This window comes from Sporomusaceae bacterium (genome assembly GCA_031460455.1).
GTDB lineage: Bacteria > Bacillota > Negativicutes > Sporomusales > UBA7701 > Anaeroselena.
Genome location: JAVKTQ010000004.1, coordinates 237,867 through 253,252, shown reverse-complemented (window position 1 = coordinate 253,252; position 15,386 = coordinate 237,867). Strand labels below are relative to the sequence as shown.

General features: G+C 60.8%; 17 protein-coding genes and 2 rRNA genes. 14 read left to right on the top strand and 5 right to left on the bottom strand.

From position 1 onward, the window contains the following. Positions 1 to 199: ribosomal RNA gene (locus RIN56_09240) — 23S ribosomal RNA — on the top strand; the annotation flags it as partial. A 158-nt stretch (positions 200 to 357) separates the two neighbouring features. Beyond that, positions 358 to 474: ribosomal RNA gene (gene rrf / locus RIN56_09235) — 5S ribosomal RNA — on the top strand. A 39-nt stretch (positions 475 to 513) separates the two neighbouring features. Here rrf and RIN56_09230 read toward each other — a convergent pair. The 4 genes from RIN56_09230 to RIN56_09215 form a co-directional block, all read right to left on the bottom strand. Then, positions 514 to 903, bottom strand: a complete 390-nt coding sequence (locus RIN56_09230; GenBank protein MDR7866994.1) for a hypothetical protein — start codon at positions 901 to 903, stop codon at positions 514 to 516. Between the two features lie 96 nt (positions 904 to 999). Next, on the bottom strand, positions 1,000 to 2,724 hold the full coding sequence (ilvD, locus tag RIN56_09225) for a dihydroxy-acid dehydratase (protein ID MDR7866993.1): 1,725 nt from the start codon (positions 2,722 to 2,724) through the stop codon (positions 1,000 to 1,002). A 67-nt stretch (positions 2,725 to 2,791) separates the two neighbouring features. Next, positions 2,792 to 3,793: a D-cysteine desulfhydrase gene (locus tag RIN56_09220; protein ID MDR7866992.1), complete on the bottom strand. Its 1,002-nt coding sequence runs from the start codon at positions 3,791 to 3,793 to the stop codon at positions 2,792 to 2,794. A 253-nt stretch (positions 3,794 to 4,046) separates the two neighbouring features. Further along, positions 4,047 to 5,267, bottom strand: a complete 1,221-nt coding sequence (locus RIN56_09215) for a dicarboxylate/amino acid:cation symporter (GenBank protein ID MDR7866991.1) — start codon at positions 5,265 to 5,267, stop codon at positions 4,047 to 4,049. A 224-nt stretch (positions 5,268 to 5,491) separates the two neighbouring features. Between RIN56_09215 and RIN56_09210 the strand changes: the two genes are divergently transcribed. From RIN56_09210 to RIN56_09180, 7 genes are all read left to right on the top strand, one after another. Further along, on the top strand, positions 5,492 to 6,196 hold the full coding sequence (locus RIN56_09210; protein MDR7866990.1) for an amino acid racemase: 705 nt from the start codon (positions 5,492 to 5,494) through the stop codon (positions 6,194 to 6,196). A gap of 16 nt (positions 6,197 to 6,212) precedes the next feature. After that, the gene (locus RIN56_09205) at positions 6,213 to 7,229 is read left to right on the top strand and encodes an FAD:protein FMN transferase (protein ID MDR7866989.1); all 1,017 of its coding nucleotides are present in this window, start codon (positions 6,213 to 6,215) and stop codon (positions 7,227 to 7,229) included. A 178-nt stretch (positions 7,230 to 7,407) separates the two neighbouring features. Beyond that, positions 7,408 to 8,094, top strand: coding sequence for a cobalt transporter CbiM (gene cbiM / locus RIN56_09200; protein ID MDR7866988.1), 687 nt, complete (start codon positions 7,408 to 7,410; stop codon positions 8,092 to 8,094). An 11-nt stretch (positions 8,095 to 8,105) separates the two neighbouring features. Next, positions 8,106 to 8,399: a PDGLE domain-containing protein gene (locus tag RIN56_09195; protein MDR7866987.1), complete on the top strand. Its 294-nt coding sequence runs from the start codon at positions 8,106 to 8,108 to the stop codon at positions 8,397 to 8,399. Beyond that, positions 8,396 to 9,343 carry a cobalt ECF transporter T component CbiQ gene (gene cbiQ, locus RIN56_09190; GenBank protein MDR7866986.1) on the top strand — a complete coding sequence of 316 codons (948 nt, stop codon included), beginning with the start codon at positions 8,396 to 8,398 and terminating at the stop codon, positions 9,341 to 9,343. The genes RIN56_09195 and cbiQ overlap by 4 nt, the downstream gene beginning before the upstream one ends. Further along, positions 9,321 to 10,145 carry an energy-coupling factor ABC transporter ATP-binding protein gene (locus RIN56_09185; protein ID MDR7866985.1) on the top strand — a complete coding sequence of 275 codons (825 nt, stop codon included), beginning with the start codon at positions 9,321 to 9,323 and terminating at the stop codon, positions 10,143 to 10,145. The genes cbiQ and RIN56_09185 overlap by 23 nt, the downstream gene beginning before the upstream one ends. Before the next feature lie 17 nt (positions 10,146 to 10,162). Continuing rightward, positions 10,163 to 10,795: a CoA pyrophosphatase gene (locus RIN56_09180; protein ID MDR7866984.1), complete on the top strand. Its 633-nt coding sequence runs from the start codon at positions 10,163 to 10,165 to the stop codon at positions 10,793 to 10,795. A gap of 65 nt (positions 10,796 to 10,860) precedes the next feature. On the opposite strand, the gene RIN56_09175 is transcribed toward RIN56_09180, so the two are convergent. After that, positions 10,861 to 11,136, bottom strand: a complete 276-nt coding sequence (locus tag RIN56_09175) for a hypothetical protein (protein MDR7866983.1) — start codon at positions 11,134 to 11,136, stop codon at positions 10,861 to 10,863. Between the two features lie 366 nt (positions 11,137 to 11,502). Here RIN56_09175 and RIN56_09170 point away from each other — a divergent pair, with 366 nt between their 5' ends. The 5 genes from RIN56_09170 to RIN56_09150 all read left to right on the top strand — a co-directional run bounded on the left by RIN56_09170 (position 11,503) and on the right by RIN56_09150 (position 15,236). Continuing rightward, on the top strand, positions 11,503 to 12,573 hold the full coding sequence (locus RIN56_09170) for a glycosyl hydrolase family 18 protein (protein MDR7866982.1): 1,071 nt from the start codon (positions 11,503 to 11,505) through the stop codon (positions 12,571 to 12,573). 97 nt (positions 12,574 to 12,670) lie between these two features. After that, positions 12,671 to 13,180, top strand: a complete 510-nt coding sequence (locus RIN56_09165) for a type 1 glutamine amidotransferase domain-containing protein (GenBank protein MDR7866981.1) — start codon at positions 12,671 to 12,673, stop codon at positions 13,178 to 13,180. Positions 13,181 to 13,196: 16 nt separating this feature from the next. Beyond that, positions 13,197 to 13,511: an MTH1187 family thiamine-binding protein gene (locus tag RIN56_09160; GenBank protein MDR7866980.1), complete on the top strand. Its 315-nt coding sequence runs from the start codon at positions 13,197 to 13,199 to the stop codon at positions 13,509 to 13,511. Between the two features lie 2 nt (positions 13,512 to 13,513). Continuing rightward, positions 13,514 to 13,753 (top strand): copper ion binding protein, encoded by a 240-nt coding sequence (locus tag RIN56_09155; GenBank protein ID MDR7866979.1) that lies wholly within the window; start codon positions 13,514 to 13,516, stop codon positions 13,751 to 13,753. Positions 13,754 to 13,880: 127 nt separating this feature from the next. Continuing rightward, complete coding sequence (locus RIN56_09150) at positions 13,881 to 15,236, top strand: LCP family protein (protein ID MDR7866978.1); 1,356 nt, start codon at positions 13,881 to 13,883, stop codon at positions 15,234 to 15,236. Positions 15,237 to 15,386 lie beyond the last annotated feature (150 nt).

Below are 15,386 nucleotides of genomic sequence, written 5' to 3'. Positions count from 1 at the left end.
CGCCAGGGGTACAGCTGGGTAGCTACGTCGGGAACGGATAAACGCTGAAAGCATCTAAGCGTGAAACCGGCCTCAAGATGAGGTCTCTCACAGCGCAAGCTGGTAAGGCCCCTTGTAGAACACGAGGTTGATAGGCCAGGAGTGTAAGGTGAGTAATCACTTCAGCTGACTGGTACTAATAGGCCGAGGGCTTGACTTAAGCAGGCGCACGGCGCTTCAGCGTCGATGCGATCGCTTAGTTCCGAGCGTGAGCGAGGAACAATATTGTAGCTCTCACCAAGCTAATTCTAAGTGCAACACTTTCTTCCGTGCTGTTTTGAGGGAGCGTACTCCGCAAGAGATGCTTACCTCTTAAAATTCAGTGGCGATAGCTAGGGGGATCCACCCGTTCCCATACCGAACACGGCAGTTAAGCCCCTATACGCCGAAAGTACTTGGCTGGAAACGGCCTGGGAGGATAGGTAGCCGCTGATTAGAAAAACCCGCTCGTTTATACGAGCGGGTTTTGTCTGTTTATAGGTACTGATAATTGACATTCCACTTTACGTTCCAATAATCGAAATAGGAATAGCCGACGTTGGTGATGCGGAAAGTCCAGCGCAGCGAATCGCCGGGGTTGAGATAGACGTTCAGGTCATAGTAACTCGCCGACGCATGTCGCCACCAATCGGTGGCGGCCTGGCGGAAGTGGACTTGGACATCGAATCGGTTCACCCACGTGACCGTACGGCTGCCGTTGTTGAAGAAATAGCCTTCGATAACGATACGATTCTGACTGTCGTAGTAGACGGTGTCGGTGTGCCACGAGAGGCTTGGCGAGGCCATCGCCGGCGGCGCGAAGGCCATGAGCAGCAGCACCAGCAGGAGTCCGCAGAAATAGACGGGCAAACAGCGTTTGAACAAGAGGCTCATCTCCATCCAGACGAATTATGCTGTATTTTATTACCCAATACAGCATAATGTGACGCCTGCATGATGATGGCTGAGCCTTACTGTCAGCTACAAGCCGAAACCGCCGCCACGGTCGGTGCCGAGTGCCAGTTTCTTGTAAAGCCGCAGAACCGGGGTGTCGGCTTTGGGAGGCGGCGGGGTGTACGTTGCCCTGCGGGTGGCGAAGATTCGCTCGATATCCTCCGGCGGCAGCGGCTGGCCGTTCACGCCCACCACGTCCAGACGGCGGGCGGCGACATCCATACTGATGAGGTCGCCATCCTCCAGGTAAGCGATTGGCCCACCCTCGGCGGCCTCGGGGGCGATATGGCCGACCGCCGGTCCGCGGGTTGCGCCGGAAAAACGCCCGTCGGTGAAAAGGGCCACACTCTTGGATAACTCCGGCATGTTCCAGAAGGCTTCGGTGGTGCGGAGCATCTCCGGCATTCCCGATCCCTTGGGTCCCTCGCCGCGGATGAAGACAGCGGTGCCGGGACCGATGTCGCCCCTCAGCAGAGCCGCTACGGCCGTCTCCTCCGAATCGAAAACCTTCGCCTGCCCCCGGAAATTGTGAATAGCCTCGTCGACGCCTGACAGCTTGATAACCGCGCCATCGGGAGCCAAATTGCCCTTGAGGATGCGGATGCTGCCTTGCGCTTTGACGGGACTCTTGCGGGTCTTGATGATTTCGTCGGCTGTAAGGCGGTAGTTGACCAGATAGCTCTGCACGGCCGCAAACCAGCCCGATGCCTCCAGGGCGGACAGGTTCTCGCCGACGGTTTTGCCGGTTACGGTCATGGCGTCGAGGTGGAGCAGATCGCCCAGTTCGCGCATGACGGCCGGCACGCCGCCGGCATACCAGAACAGCTCGGTCGGCCACTGGCCGCCTGTCTTGAAACTCACCATCACCGGCGTGCGGCGATTGACGTCTTCGAACTCCTCAGGGCTTATTTCGATGCCGATCTCATGGGCGATGGCCGGCAAATGGAGGAGAGCGTTGGTCGACCCGCCAAGCGCGGCGTGGACAGTCATGGCGTTGAGAAAGCTCTTCCTGGAGACGAACTTGCGGGGCCTCAGATCCTGACCGACGTTGGCCACGATCTGTCGGCCGGCATCACGGGCGTAACGGCTGAGATGCATGCTATAAGCGGGCACAAGAGCATTGCCGGGCAGAGACAGACCCAGCGCCTCCGACATCGTCTGCATCGTGCTCGCCGTGCCCATGAACTGGCAGGCGCCGGCGCTGGGACAACAATTCATCGTGAAGTAGGACAGCGCCTGCTGGGTCAGATCGCCTTTAGCGAACTTATCGCCCGCGCCATAGAGGATTTCCGAGGACATGAAGTCAGGGCCGCTTAGCATCGCGCCGCCCGGCACCTGCACGGACGGCAGGTCGAGGCGCAGCATCGCCATAAGCTGTGCGGGGATCGACTTGTCGCACGACGCCATGAACAGGCAGCCGTCGAACGGCGATGCCAGGGCGTGAATCTCGTACATGAACGCCATGATCTCGCGGCTGACGAGCGAATAATTCATGCCGTCGTGGGCCATCGCAATCCCGTCGCACATATCGGTGACGGCGTACAGCGCCGCCTTGCCCCTGCTTTCGGCGACCGAGAGCTTCGCCTCCTCCGCCAGCCGGCCGAGATGGACGCTGCCGGGATGGCTGTCGCCGTGGGCGGTGTCGATAAGAATCTGCGGCTTGGCGAGGTCGCCTTCGTCCCAGCATGTCCCGGCCCGCAGGCCGTCCCCCTGATAATTGACCTTGCGCAGATACTGGCTTCGGCAGCTCATCTGCTTCTCCTCCTTATTGATAGACATCTAAAGAAAGGGAGCCTGACAGGCTCCCTTTTCTCAGTTATTATTTGCCGTAAAAAGTCTCGGCATAGGCGTACAGAGCAGGCGACCCGCCCGTGTGGACGAACAGAACTTTATCGCTCTTCTTGAAGTAGCCCTTGCGGATGAGGCCGATGAGGCCAGCCATGGCTTTGCCGGTGTAGACCGGGTCGAGAAGGATGCCTTCGAGGCGGGCCACCATCTCCACCGCTTCCACCATCTCGGCGGTGGGAAGGGAATAACCCGGGCCAACGTATTCGTCGATGCACTTCACCGCATCGCGGGGGATGGGCTGCGCGAGGCCGACCCGCTGGGCGGTCGCCTGCACGAGATTATAGACCAGCTCCGTCTGCACGTCCTGCTTGCGGCTGATGTTGATACCGATGACCGGGATATTGGTGTTGTTGCCGTAAAATCCGGTTACCAGGCCAGCATGGGTGCCGGCGCTGCCGCTGGTGGTGACGATGTAATCGAAGCTTACACCCTTATCGAAGGACTGGGCGAGAATTTCCTCCGCGCAGGCCACGTAACCGGTGGCGCCAATCTCGTTCGAGCCGCCGCCGGGGATAATGTAGCCCTTGCGGCCCGCGGCAGCCAGCTCGGCGGCCACCGTCTCCATCGCCTTCAGCATGTCTGAACCGCCAGGCACGACCTTTACACTCTCCACGCCGAGGAGGTGAAAAAGGAAGTTGTTGCCGCTGCCCAGGGGCTTGTAACTGCCGGGGACGCGCTCCTCCAGCACCAGGCGGCACTTGAGACCTTCCTTCACGGCCGCCGCCAGAGTCAGTCGGCAGTGATTGGACTGCACGGCACCGCAGGTTACGAGCGTATCGGCCCCCTGAGCCAGAGCAGCGGCGACAAGGAACTCCAGTTTGCGGGTTTTGTTGCCGCCGGCGGCAAGACCTAGCAGATCGTCGCGCTTGATATAAACGGCCGGCCCGCCCAAAGCGGCCGACAGGCGGGGCAGAAACTCGAGGGGGGTCTGTCCCTCGGTATAGCGGCGGCGGGGGAAACGGGCAAGGTTCATAACAATACCTCCTCAATGGCTAGTTTAAAGAATAAGATTGCCGGAATATCCCTATGCCGGGATATTTTCGTTGCCGGCGGGGAAAATCCTTTAATGACTCGGCCGCCGGCGCCGGGGAAAGAACTGTGCCGCCAGGCCAAATGAATATAATACTGCGTGCGCGCGCCAAAGAAAAAAGCACTCCGAAGAGTGCTTAATAAAGTGCGGTGCTAGGGAACTACTGCTATCGCCTTGTCATCCGCCGCGAGCAATGTCAGGCTGAGACGGAAGGCGTAGATTCGGCGCGTTTATTCTCGGAATTCTGGACAAAAACGGCGCAAACCGCATCACCGGTGATGTTGAGGGTCGTGCGGGCCATGTCAAGGATGCGGTCGATGCCGGCAATCAGCGCGATGCCTTCCAGCGGCAGGCCGACGGACTGCAGTGTCAGGGTGAGCATGATAAGGCCAGCTCCGGGAACGCCGGCGGCGCCGATCGAGGCCAAGGTGCCGGTCAACACGATTATCAGCATCTGGCTAAGCGAAAGGTCGATGCCGTAAACCTGGGCGACGAACAGCGCCGACGCGCCCTGATAGATGGCCGTGCCGTCCATGTTGATGGTCGCGCCCAGCGGCAGCACGAAGCTGGAGACTTCCTTGGACACACCGAGATTCTCCTGGGTATTCTTCATCGTCACCGGCAGGGTGGCGGCACTGCTGCAGGTCGAGAAGGCGATCATCTGGGCCGGCAGGATACCCTTGAAGAACTTTATCGGGCTCATGCCGCCGACAACTTTTAAAGCTGTCGTATAAGTAATCGCCAGATGAAGGATACAGCCTATATAAACGGCGCCGATTACCTTGGCGAGCGGAATAAGCACCTTGGGGCCATTGGCGGCCACGACGGGGAGAATGAGCGCGAACACGCCGTAAGGGGCAAGCTCCATAATTATGCCGACTATTTTGTATGTAACCTCAGCCAGCCCGTCAAAGAATGCCTCAACCGGTTTAGCTTTTTGACCGACCAGAGTTATGCCGATACCGACGAACAAGGCGAAAACGATAATCTGCAACATATCGGCGCTTTCCATAGCTTTGACAACGTTCGTGGGCACCATGTTGACGATAACATCCATGATGGGGGGAGCCTCTTTGCCTTTGTAGGCGGCGTTTGCCGGCAGCTTCAGGCCTTCGCCCGGCGACATGACAAGCGCCACGACAATGCCGATAGTAACAGCGATCGCGGTTGTTATCAGATAGAATGAGACCGTTTTGCCGCCGATCCGACCGAGCTTGCGCACGTCGCCCAGGCTGCACGCGCCGACGATCAGCGACGCCAGCACGAGAGGAACAATGATCATCTTGATCATGTTAATGAACAGCGTACCTACCGGAGCGACCCACTTTTTGGCGAAGCCGAGGCCCTCGGGCCCCACGACCAGGCCCACGATCACGCCCAGAACCAGACCGATGAGGATCTTGTTGGACAAATGCATAACTGACCTCCTAATAATTATTTTGGACCGATCAAACCCTAACCTAACTCAATTTTACTTTTAGCGGAATTATCTGTCAATTGAATTCACCCCAATATCTCGACTAATGGATTTATTGGGCAAGTGACCGTCCATCAAGCCGCGCCGATTTCGCGATACCTGTCGGAAGGGATGCGGAAGGCTAAGGGCGAAGCATAATATAATAACACGCTGGAGGCAGGAACATGAGCAAGACGGTGGGTATCCTCGGCGGCATGGGGCCGCTGGCGACAGTGGACCTGTTCGCAAAAATCGTTGAGAATACGCCGGCGGTCCTTGATCAGGACCACCTGCGGATCATAATCGACAACAATCCCCACATCCCGCCGCGGGTGGAAGCGATCATGCAGGGCGGCGAAGATCCCTTGCCGGCCATGGCGGCATCCGCCGAACTGCTGGCGGCCGCAGGGGCCGACTTCATCGTCATGCCCTGCAATACGGCCCATTACTGGCTGGCCGAACTGCAGGCCGCGGTCGCCATCCCGTTCTACGGCATGATCGACAACGCCGCCGCTTACATGGCGGCCAATCACCGCTCCCTGTCGGGGCGGTTGCTGCTGCTTGCCACCGAGGCCAACATCCGGCTGGGTCTATATCAGCGGGCGTTCGCCGGCCAAGGGATGGAACTCTGCCTGCCGAACCAGGACGAGCAAACCATGCTCGACAAAGCCGTCCGCCGGGTCAAGGCCGGCGAACTGGCGAACAACCCTTATCTTGAAGACATCAACGCCATGCTGGCCCGCCATGCGGCGGACGGAGTCGCGGCCGTGCTCGCCGGCTGCACCGAAGTGCCGCTGCTCTTCCCCTATTTTGCCGTCCCTCTGGAGCGGTTCGACGCCACCCTGTTGCTCGCCCGGATGGTCGTCGCCCGCGCCCGTGGGGAAGAATAAGCCGCAAGGAGCACTGATGAAAAAGCGGATAATATTATTGGCAAGCCTCGTCGTCGCCCTCGCCTTGCTGGTCGCCGCCTGCCGTCCTGGCGCTCCGCCGGCCGCCAAGCCCTATAAGGAAACGCAGTTTCTCATGGACACCATCGTGGAAATGACCGCCTACGGCCCCGGCGCCGAGAACGCCGTAAAGGCTGCCTTCGCCGAAATCAGGCGGCTCCATGACATCACCAACAATTTCGACCCCGCCAGCCAGGTATCCAAAGTCAACCAGGCCGCCGGCCGCGACAAAGTGAAAGTCGACCCCGACCTCATCGCCATGATGCAGCGGTCGAACGAACTTGCCGACAAACTCGAAGGCACCTTCGACGTCACCGTGGGGCCGCTGACCGACCTGTGGGGCATCGGCCGCAAGGGCGACTTTGTGCCCTCCCAGGAGGACATCGACAAAGCGCTGGCCCTCGTCAACCACCGACTGGTGGCCATCGACATCGCCGCCGGCACCGTTTACCTCCCCAAGGAAGGCATGAAGCTGGACCTTGGCGGCATTGCCAAAGGGTACGCCGTCGACAAAGCCATCGCCATCCTCAAAAGCCGCGGCATCGCCTCCGCCCTCGTCAATGCCGGCGGCGACGTGAGGGTAATCGGCAGGCGCCCCGACGGCAACCCCTGGCGCATCGGCGTGCAGCATCCCCGCAAGGCCGACGCCATCATCGCCAAACTAGCCCTGACCGAGTGGGACACCATGGAGACGTCGGGCGACTACCAGCGCTATATAATCAAAGACGGCACACGCTACTCCCACGTGCTCGACCCCCGCACCGGCCGCCAGCCCCGGCAACTGGCCAGCGTGACCATGGCGCTCAACAATTCCGCCGACGGCGACATCTTCAGCACCGCCCTCCTCATCCTCGGCCCGGAGCGAGGCTTAGAGCTGCTGCGGCAGTTTCCCGGCGTCGAGGCGATAATGGTCGCCGCCGACGGCAGGGTGATCGTCAGCCCCGGGCTGGCAGGCAAAGCGGAAATCGAAAAATGACCGTACATTATTGCCAGCCCCTGGCATAATCGGGTATAATAAAAACTATACAGGCCGGGCCTCACGAAGGGGCTGGCGCAGCTTTCATTATAACTCAAAAACGAACTGGTCCACGAAGGCCGAGGAAACGGAAGATTTCCGGGGTATTTGTGGATTTTATTTTTCTGGAGGAGTCTCAATGCATATTCCCGAGGGATATCTCAGCCCTTCCACCTGTCTCACGCTCGCCGGCGTTATGCTGCCCGTCTGGTACCGGGCTTCGGCTGCGGCCAGGGCCGGACTCGACGCAGCCCGCGTGCCCTTCCTCGCTATGGGGGCAGTATTCTCCTTCCTCATCATGATGTTCAACATCCCCATCCCCGACGGCACGACCGCCCACGCCGCCGGCAGCGTACTGCTGGCGATCGTCCTCGGGCCTTGGGCGGCCGTCATCGCCGTCAGCGTGGCGCTTCTCATCCAGGCCCTGCTTTTCGGCGACGGGGGCGTACTGGCCTTCGGCGCCAACGCCTTCAACATTGCCTTCATCATGCCGTTCACCGGCTATTACCTCTACCGCCTTATTGCCGGCAACGCGCCGGCCAGCTCAGGCCGCCGGCTGTTCGCCGCCGGTCTGGGCGGCTACGCCGGCATCAACCTTGCGGCCCTGGCCGCCGCCGTCCAGTTCGGCATCCAGCCGCTCCTCTTCACCGCCGCCGACGGGACGCCCCTCTACTGCCCCTACGGCCTTGAAGTCGCCATCCCCGCCATGCTCATCCCCCACCTGACCATCGCCGGCTTCGCCGAAGCGGCGGTAACCGCCCTGGCCCTCAAATACGTGCTCAAGACCTCGCCGGAAATACTTGTCGCCGGCCAGGCCGGCCGTTGAGGAGGTATATCATGCTGCGACGTTATTGGCTCATCCTCGTAATAATGGCCCTGCTCACCCCCCTCGGCCTGCTGGCGGAGGGGACCGCCTGGGGCGAATGGGGCGCCGAAGACCTTATGGCGATGCTAGGCTTCGTACCGCGGGGCATCGACCAGTCGTCCTCCTGGTGGCAGGCCCTGCTCCCCGACTACAGCGTCAAAGGCGCGGGCGAAAAGACGGGCTACATCATATCCGCCCTCGTCGGATCGGCGCTCGTTTATCTGGCCGCCATAGCCTACATGAAAGTGATAGCGAGGTCGAAATGACACCTTTGCCCAGCTGGCTCTCCACGGGCGAGCCGAGCCCGCTGCCGGTGGCCAGGCGCCGCTGGCGGCGGGCCGATTATTTGACGAAGACCCTCGCCGACATCCAAAGAATAATGGCCGAAGACATGCTCCAGACCGGGGTCGCAGCCCGTCCGGGCCTGCTCCAGGCGATCGAGCCGCGCGTAAAAGTCGCGGGGACGGTGCTGCTGCTGCTCGCCGTCGCGCTAACGGTCGGCATCCCGGCGCTGGCCGCCGTCCATGGCCTGCTTATCCTGGTCGCAGTGGCCTCCGGCATCGGCCTGCGGGCCTACCTCATCCGGGTCTGGCTGCCGGCCCTTATCTTCGCCGGCCTCGTCGTCCTGCCCGCCATCTTCAGCTGGGTAACTCCCGGCGACCCCCTTCTCTTCGTCTACCGCGGGGCGGAGTGGCGCGCCGGCCCGCTGACTTTGCCCGCCGATCTAGCCGTCACCAGGCAGGGGCTCACCGCCGCCGCCATGGTCCTGTTGCGGTCGGCCGCCTCTCTCGGCCTTGTCATGCTGCTCGTCAAAACCACCCGCTGGCCCGCGCTCACCAAAGCCTTCCAGTCCCTCGGCGTCCCCGCCGTCTTCGTCATGGTGCTCGAACTCACATACCGTTACCTTTTTCTTTTCCTCCTCCTGCTGGCCGATTTTCTTCTCGGCCGCCGCAGCCGCCTGGTCGGCGGCGAATCGGCCAGGGCCAGGCTCGAATGGATCGGCGGCACGTTGGCAGGCTTTCTGCGCCTTGCCGGCGAATACAGTCGGGAAATAGCCGCCGCCATGACCGCGCGCGGCTTCGGCGGTGCGGGCCAACCGGCGCCCGCCGTTCGTCCCGGACCGGGCGAAGCCGTCTACTTAGCCGCCGTCATCGCCATCTGCTTTATTCTGCTGGGAGGCATTAATATTGGCAAACACGCCGGTCTTTGAACTTAACGACGTCAGCTACGCCTACCGTCCCGGCGAAGACGCCCTCAGGGACATAAACGTCGCCATCGCCGCCGGCGAGCGGGTCGCGCTCCTCGGCCCCAACGGCTGCGGCAAATCGACCCTCCAAAAAGTGCTGGCCGGCCTCATCTTCCCCGCCGGGCGGGTTATTGCCTTCGGGCGCCCCGTCACCGCCCAGGCCATGTGCGACGACGCCTTTGCCGCCGCCTTCCGGCGCCGAGTGGGCTTCGTCTTCCAGAACGCCGACGTACAGATATTCTGCGCCAGTGTCCTCGACGAGATCATGTTCGGTCCCCTGGCTCTCGGGCTGTCCCCGGCCGATGCGCGGCGCCGGGCCGAAGAAATAATGGCCTTCGTGGGCATCGCTCCCCTCGCCGACCGCATGCCCCACCACCTCAGCGGCGGCGAAAAGAAAAAAGTCGCCATCGCCGCCGTGCTCGCCGTCAATCCTGACGTGCTCATCCTCGACGAGCCGACCAACGGCCTCGACCCCCGCACCCAGCGGTGGATGCTCGAAGCCCTCGCCCAACTGGCCGCCGCCGGCAAAACGATCATCACCGCCACCCACCACCTCGACACCGTCAGCGAACTGGCCGAAAGGGTCATCGTCATGAACGAGGCCCACGCCATCGCCGCCGACGGCCGTCCGGCCGACATACTTCAGGATCGCGAACTGCTTCTGGCCGCCAACCTCATCGACGAACGCTACCACGTACACCTCCACGGCGACGACGGCCATGTCCACATCCACCGCCACGAACCCGGCTCCGGGCGTCAAACGTGAACGCAGGGAGAGAACGAATGCAAACCGACCAATTCTGCCGCGCCCTCGAAAACAAGCTGGTTGGGCGCGTCCCCACAATTCAGAACGAAACCGACTACTTCGCCGCTGCCGTTGTCGTCACCCTCGTGCCGCAGGGCGGCGAACTGGCCGTCCTCTTCGAAGTGCGCGCCGCCCAGCTCGCCTGGCAACCGGGCGAAATATGCTTCCCCGGCGGCAAGATTGAGGCCGCCGACCCCGACCCGCAGCATGCCGCCGCGCGGGAAGCGTACGAGGAACTCGGACTTCCCCCCGGCAGTCTGCGCCTGCTCGGGCCGCTCGACTACCTCGTCAGCCCCATCGGTGTAATAATCTACCCGTTCGCCGGCTACATTGCCGACCCGGCCGCTATCCGGCCGGAAGCAGGCGAAGTTGCCGAAACCTTCACCGTGCCGCTGAAATTCTTCCTCGACAACGAACCGCTGTCTGCCGAAATGGAGGTCGCCACCCGGCCGCTGCCCGGCTTCCCCACCGAGCTTATCCCCGGCTACACGCGCGACTGGCGCCGCCGCGCCGTCTACCCCGTCCTTTTCTATCGCTACGGCAAATACGTCATCTGGGGCTTGACGGCGAGGGTACTATACAATTTCGTCGAGATCTGCCGAGCGCTATAGGCGGTTCCGGCTTTCCGTAAATATAAAAGCCCTCTGCATTTGCAGAGGGCTTTATTTTTTTCTTTCTAGAACGCGCCGCAACCGGCGATCCGCCAGGAGTGCCCGTGCATGACCTCATTATAAAGATCGCTCAGGGTGGCAAACATCGTCGTCCGTTTCGGCGAGCGCTTTTTGGTCAGCAGCGAGAACTTGAACCAGCGTCCGTCGCGGGATAGGTGATACAGGGCGTTGTTGATCTCGAGCAAAATCGCCTTCGTGGGAGAACTGCTGAGCGCATCCTCGATAGCCTTGACCGCTCTCCCGTCAAGTGGCGGTAGGGAAAAGAACTTGTCTGCTTGCATAGTACCCACGCTCCCTATCGTTACTCTATGCAATTGTCACACTATCATTATATCATTCGGGCTGTCATAACGCGTCGAATAAAAAGGGCAAAAAACGACGCCAGCGAACCTGGACGAAGAGGAGAGCGGTTTTCCTCTTCCAGAGGCAATATTCTGACAATAATTCGTGACCGATGGTATCGGATGGGAGAACAGATGACTTTTCACCGGCGCCGCGGCAGCCAAACCGCTACCGGGGCCGGAAAAACTGTCGTCAGAGGACGGACAAGCCAGGCAATGCCGGCGGGAAGCAGGCGACTTACGGCGCGCATAAGAAAACCGACCCCGCCAATACTAACGGTAAACAACAGGCGGAGGGAATGCGAAATGAGATACTTCAAAACAATCACCATACTCGTACTGCTGATATTCGTGGCCGTCGCCGTAGCCGCAGCCGGGGGCTGCATGAAGAAACCGGCCCCCAAACCCCAGCCCGGCGCCCCCGGGGCGGTAACCAAACCGCCGCGGATGGTTGTCGGCTATTACGAAAACCCCTGGCCCGGATCCCCTGAAAAAAGCGGCTCCTTCCCCTCGATGAAAACCTTCGCCAAGAGCATGTCCGCCGTCGGCCCCTTCTGGTACAAGGCCACCCCTGAGGGCACCCTCGAAACAAAGGATAGCCAGCAGGTCTACGACACCGCGAGAAGCCTCGGCCTCAAGATGTACCCGCTCGTCACCAACAAGACCGGCTCCACCGACGTCGTCCTCGGCGACCCGGCCACCCGCACCAAGACGATCAACAACATCGTCAAAGTCGTGCAGGACAAAAACTATGACGGCATCAACATCGACTTCGAGCTTCTGCCGCCCAAGCACCGCGACAACCTGACCGCCTTCATGGCCGAGCTGTACCCGAAAATGAAGGCCATCAACAAAACGGTCATCATCTCCGTCTTCCCCAAGGTCGATGTCCATGAGGACGTTTCGGGCGCCTACAACTACCCCGAGCTCACCAAAAACGCCGACTTCCTCCAAATCATGCTCTACGACAAACACTGGGCTACCTCGGCGCCGGGAGCCATCGCTCCCGTGGAGTGGTACGACAAAAACCTTCAGTACGCCGTCGACAACGGCGGCGGCGCCCACAAGATAATCGCCGGCATCAGCGCCTACGGCTACGACTGGAAGAAGGGCGGCGAAGGCGAAACAGTTACCTACGCCAACGCCATCGTCAAGGCCGAGCAAAAAGGCGCCAAGATTCTTTACGACGAGAAAGACCAAGCCCCCCACTACACCTACGACGACCACGAAGTCTGGTTTGAGAACCAGCGGAGCACGGCCGCCAAACTCGACATCGTCGCCAAATACGACCCGGTCGGCATCGCCGTCTGGCGACTCGGCCAGGAGCAGCCGGAAATCTGGCAGACCATCGACCAGAAATTTCCCAAACAGCAGTAACGCGATAGAAAAAAACCTGCCGGTTCCCGCCGGCAGGTTTTTTCCTGTCCTGGTAAGAAATAATAATACGAGAAGACAAGGGAAAGGCGGGAATGTTTTGGAAAAAGTCTTGATGCTGGTGGAGAGCGGCTTCGAAGACGCCGAAGCCATCTACCCGTATTACCGCATGCAGGAGGCCGGGTACGCCGTCGACGTCGTCGGGCCGGCCAAGGGAGCCGTATACAATGGCAAATACGGTTACCCGCTGACCGCCGCGCTGGCGCCCGCAGAAGTCGACATCGCCGCTTACGCCGCCGTCATCATCCCCGGCGGCCAGGCCCCCGACCGGATGCGGGTCAACGATGGGCTGGTCGACCTGGTCAAAGCCGCCCACGAGCGCAAACTCGTCATCGGCGCCATCTGCCACGGCCCGCAGATGCTCATCGAAGCCGACATCGTCCGCGGCATCAACGTCACCTGCTACAAATCGGTGCTCACCGACATCCTCAATGCCGGCGCCATCTATCACGACCTGCCGGCGATAATCGACGCCGGGATCGTCACCTCGAGGACACCTGCCGACCTGCCGGAATTTTGCCGGCAGATCCTGGCCCTCTTGAAAAAATAACCGGGAGGTAAACGAAATGGCAATCGTCGAAGTAACGATCGCCCCGATGGGCACGGCCACGCCCAGCATCAGCAAATACGTGGCCGCCTGCCACAAGGTGCTCGAAGAAGCCACCGACCTCAAGCACCAGCTCACCCCCATGGCCACCATCATCGAAGGCGACCTCGACCGCATCCTCGCGGTCATCCGCCTGATGCACGAAGTCCCCTTCGCCGCCGGAGCCCAGCGGGTCTCGACCCTCATCCGCGTCGACGACCGGCGCGACAAAGCAGCCACCATGGCCGGCAAAGTAAAAGCGGTCACCGATAAACTTCAATCAGGAGGGAAATAACGATGTGCAAAACCTGCGGCTGCCACGGCGGCAGCATCGAAAAGGAAAAAATCACGGTTGAAGGCATGACCTGCAACCACTGCAAGGCGGCAGTCGAGAAAGCCGTGCGCGCCCTGCCCGGCGTAATGGCGGCGGAAGTCGACCTGGCCGCCAAAACCCTCAAAATCGACTTCGACGCCACAAAATCCAGTCTGGGCGACGTGAAGAAAGCCGTCGAAGAGGCCGGTTATAAGGTAGTTTAACAAAACGGCCTGCCCATAGTTCCGGCACATGCCATTGACGATTAAGCGCACAATTTGTTATACTCTAATAAAACGCCCCCACCCGAGGGGGCTTGTTTTTTAACCCGCAAGAGGAGGACAACAACCCTTGACCACTCGCCTTGAACGTCGCTTGTCCGAGCAGCGCATCAACCATAAAAGACGCAACTGGGTTGTCGCGGTGTGCCTGGTGGTATTCCTGATGACCGTGACCGCTTCCTACATCTGGTTCGGGGGCAGTCTCATCAGTATGAACAGAATTATGCGCACCGGCAGCGGCTTGCTGTTCTCATCAAGCAAAATCAACGTTCTCGTCCTGGGAGTTGACGAGCGATCCGGCGACGTCGGCCGTTCCGACACCATGTTCGCCGTCACCGTCGACACCGGCAGCAGCGAGGCGGCGCTCCTGTCCGTCCCCCGCGACACCAGGGTCAAGATCCCCGGCCACGGCTGGGACAAGATCAACCACGCCTACGCCAACGGCAAGGAGAAGCTCTCCCAGAAGGCGGCCGAAGACCTGCTGGGCATCCCCTTCGACTATTACGTGGTCATCAACTTCGCCGCCTTCGGTAAAATCGTCGACGCGGTCGGCGGGGTCGACATCGACGTCCAAAAAAAGATGTACTACCGGGACCCGTACGACGACCTCGTCATCGACTTCCGGCCCGGCCATCAGCACATGGATGGCAAGTCGGCCATCAAATACGTGCGCTACCGGGGCGAAGACGGCGATATCGGCCGCATCGAGCGGCAGCAGAAATTCGTCAAAGCCATGCTCGATAAAGTGACAAGCCCCGCCATCATTCCCCGCGTGCCGTCCATCATCCGCGAAGTAAGCGCAGCGGTCAGCACCAACATGTCCACCAGCGAAATGCTGAGCATGGCGAAGCTTCTCAACGACGCCAACAAGAAGGGCCTTAAGACCGACATGGTGCCCGGCCGGCCGGCATACATCCGCGACATCAGCTACTGGCTGCCCGACATCGTCGCCCTCCGCGAGCACATCGCCCAGATACAGGGCGGCGAGCTTGGCGGCAAGCAGCTGGACGAAGCCGAACAGCTCGCCGCCGAATACGAACGCTCTATTCCGCGCGACATGAAGGTCCACGAAGCCCCCAAAACAGCCATAGCCCCCAAGGCGGCGGTCAAACCCGGCGACAAGGCGGCCGGGACGGACAAGGCATCCCCGCCGGCGCCCGGCAAGATTACCGTCGCCGTCGTCAACGCCAGCGGCAACGCCAGCCTCGGACCCAAGATGGCCGGCGTCCTCAAAGCCCGCGGCTTCGAAGTCGCCGGCGTCACGACCAGCGCCGCCCCGGCCAGCAACACCATTGTCGTTTCCCATTCCACCAGCGGCACCGTCGTCAACCAGCTCACCAGCCTGCCGTTTAAATATGTCCTGCAGATCAAGAGCGAGAGGCAGGCGGTGCAAGCCACCGTCTACATCGGCAAAGACTACAAGTAAACTCGGCCGTTGATAACCCCCCATCTGCGGCGTTGCTCCTCAAAGCGCTTGCTTGCGTACTTCCGTGTACGCGGCGCGGCGCGCTTTTCCGGTGCGCCTTGCATCTGAGGGGTTCTGAACGGCCTCTGGTTTTGGTGCAATCCGATCCTA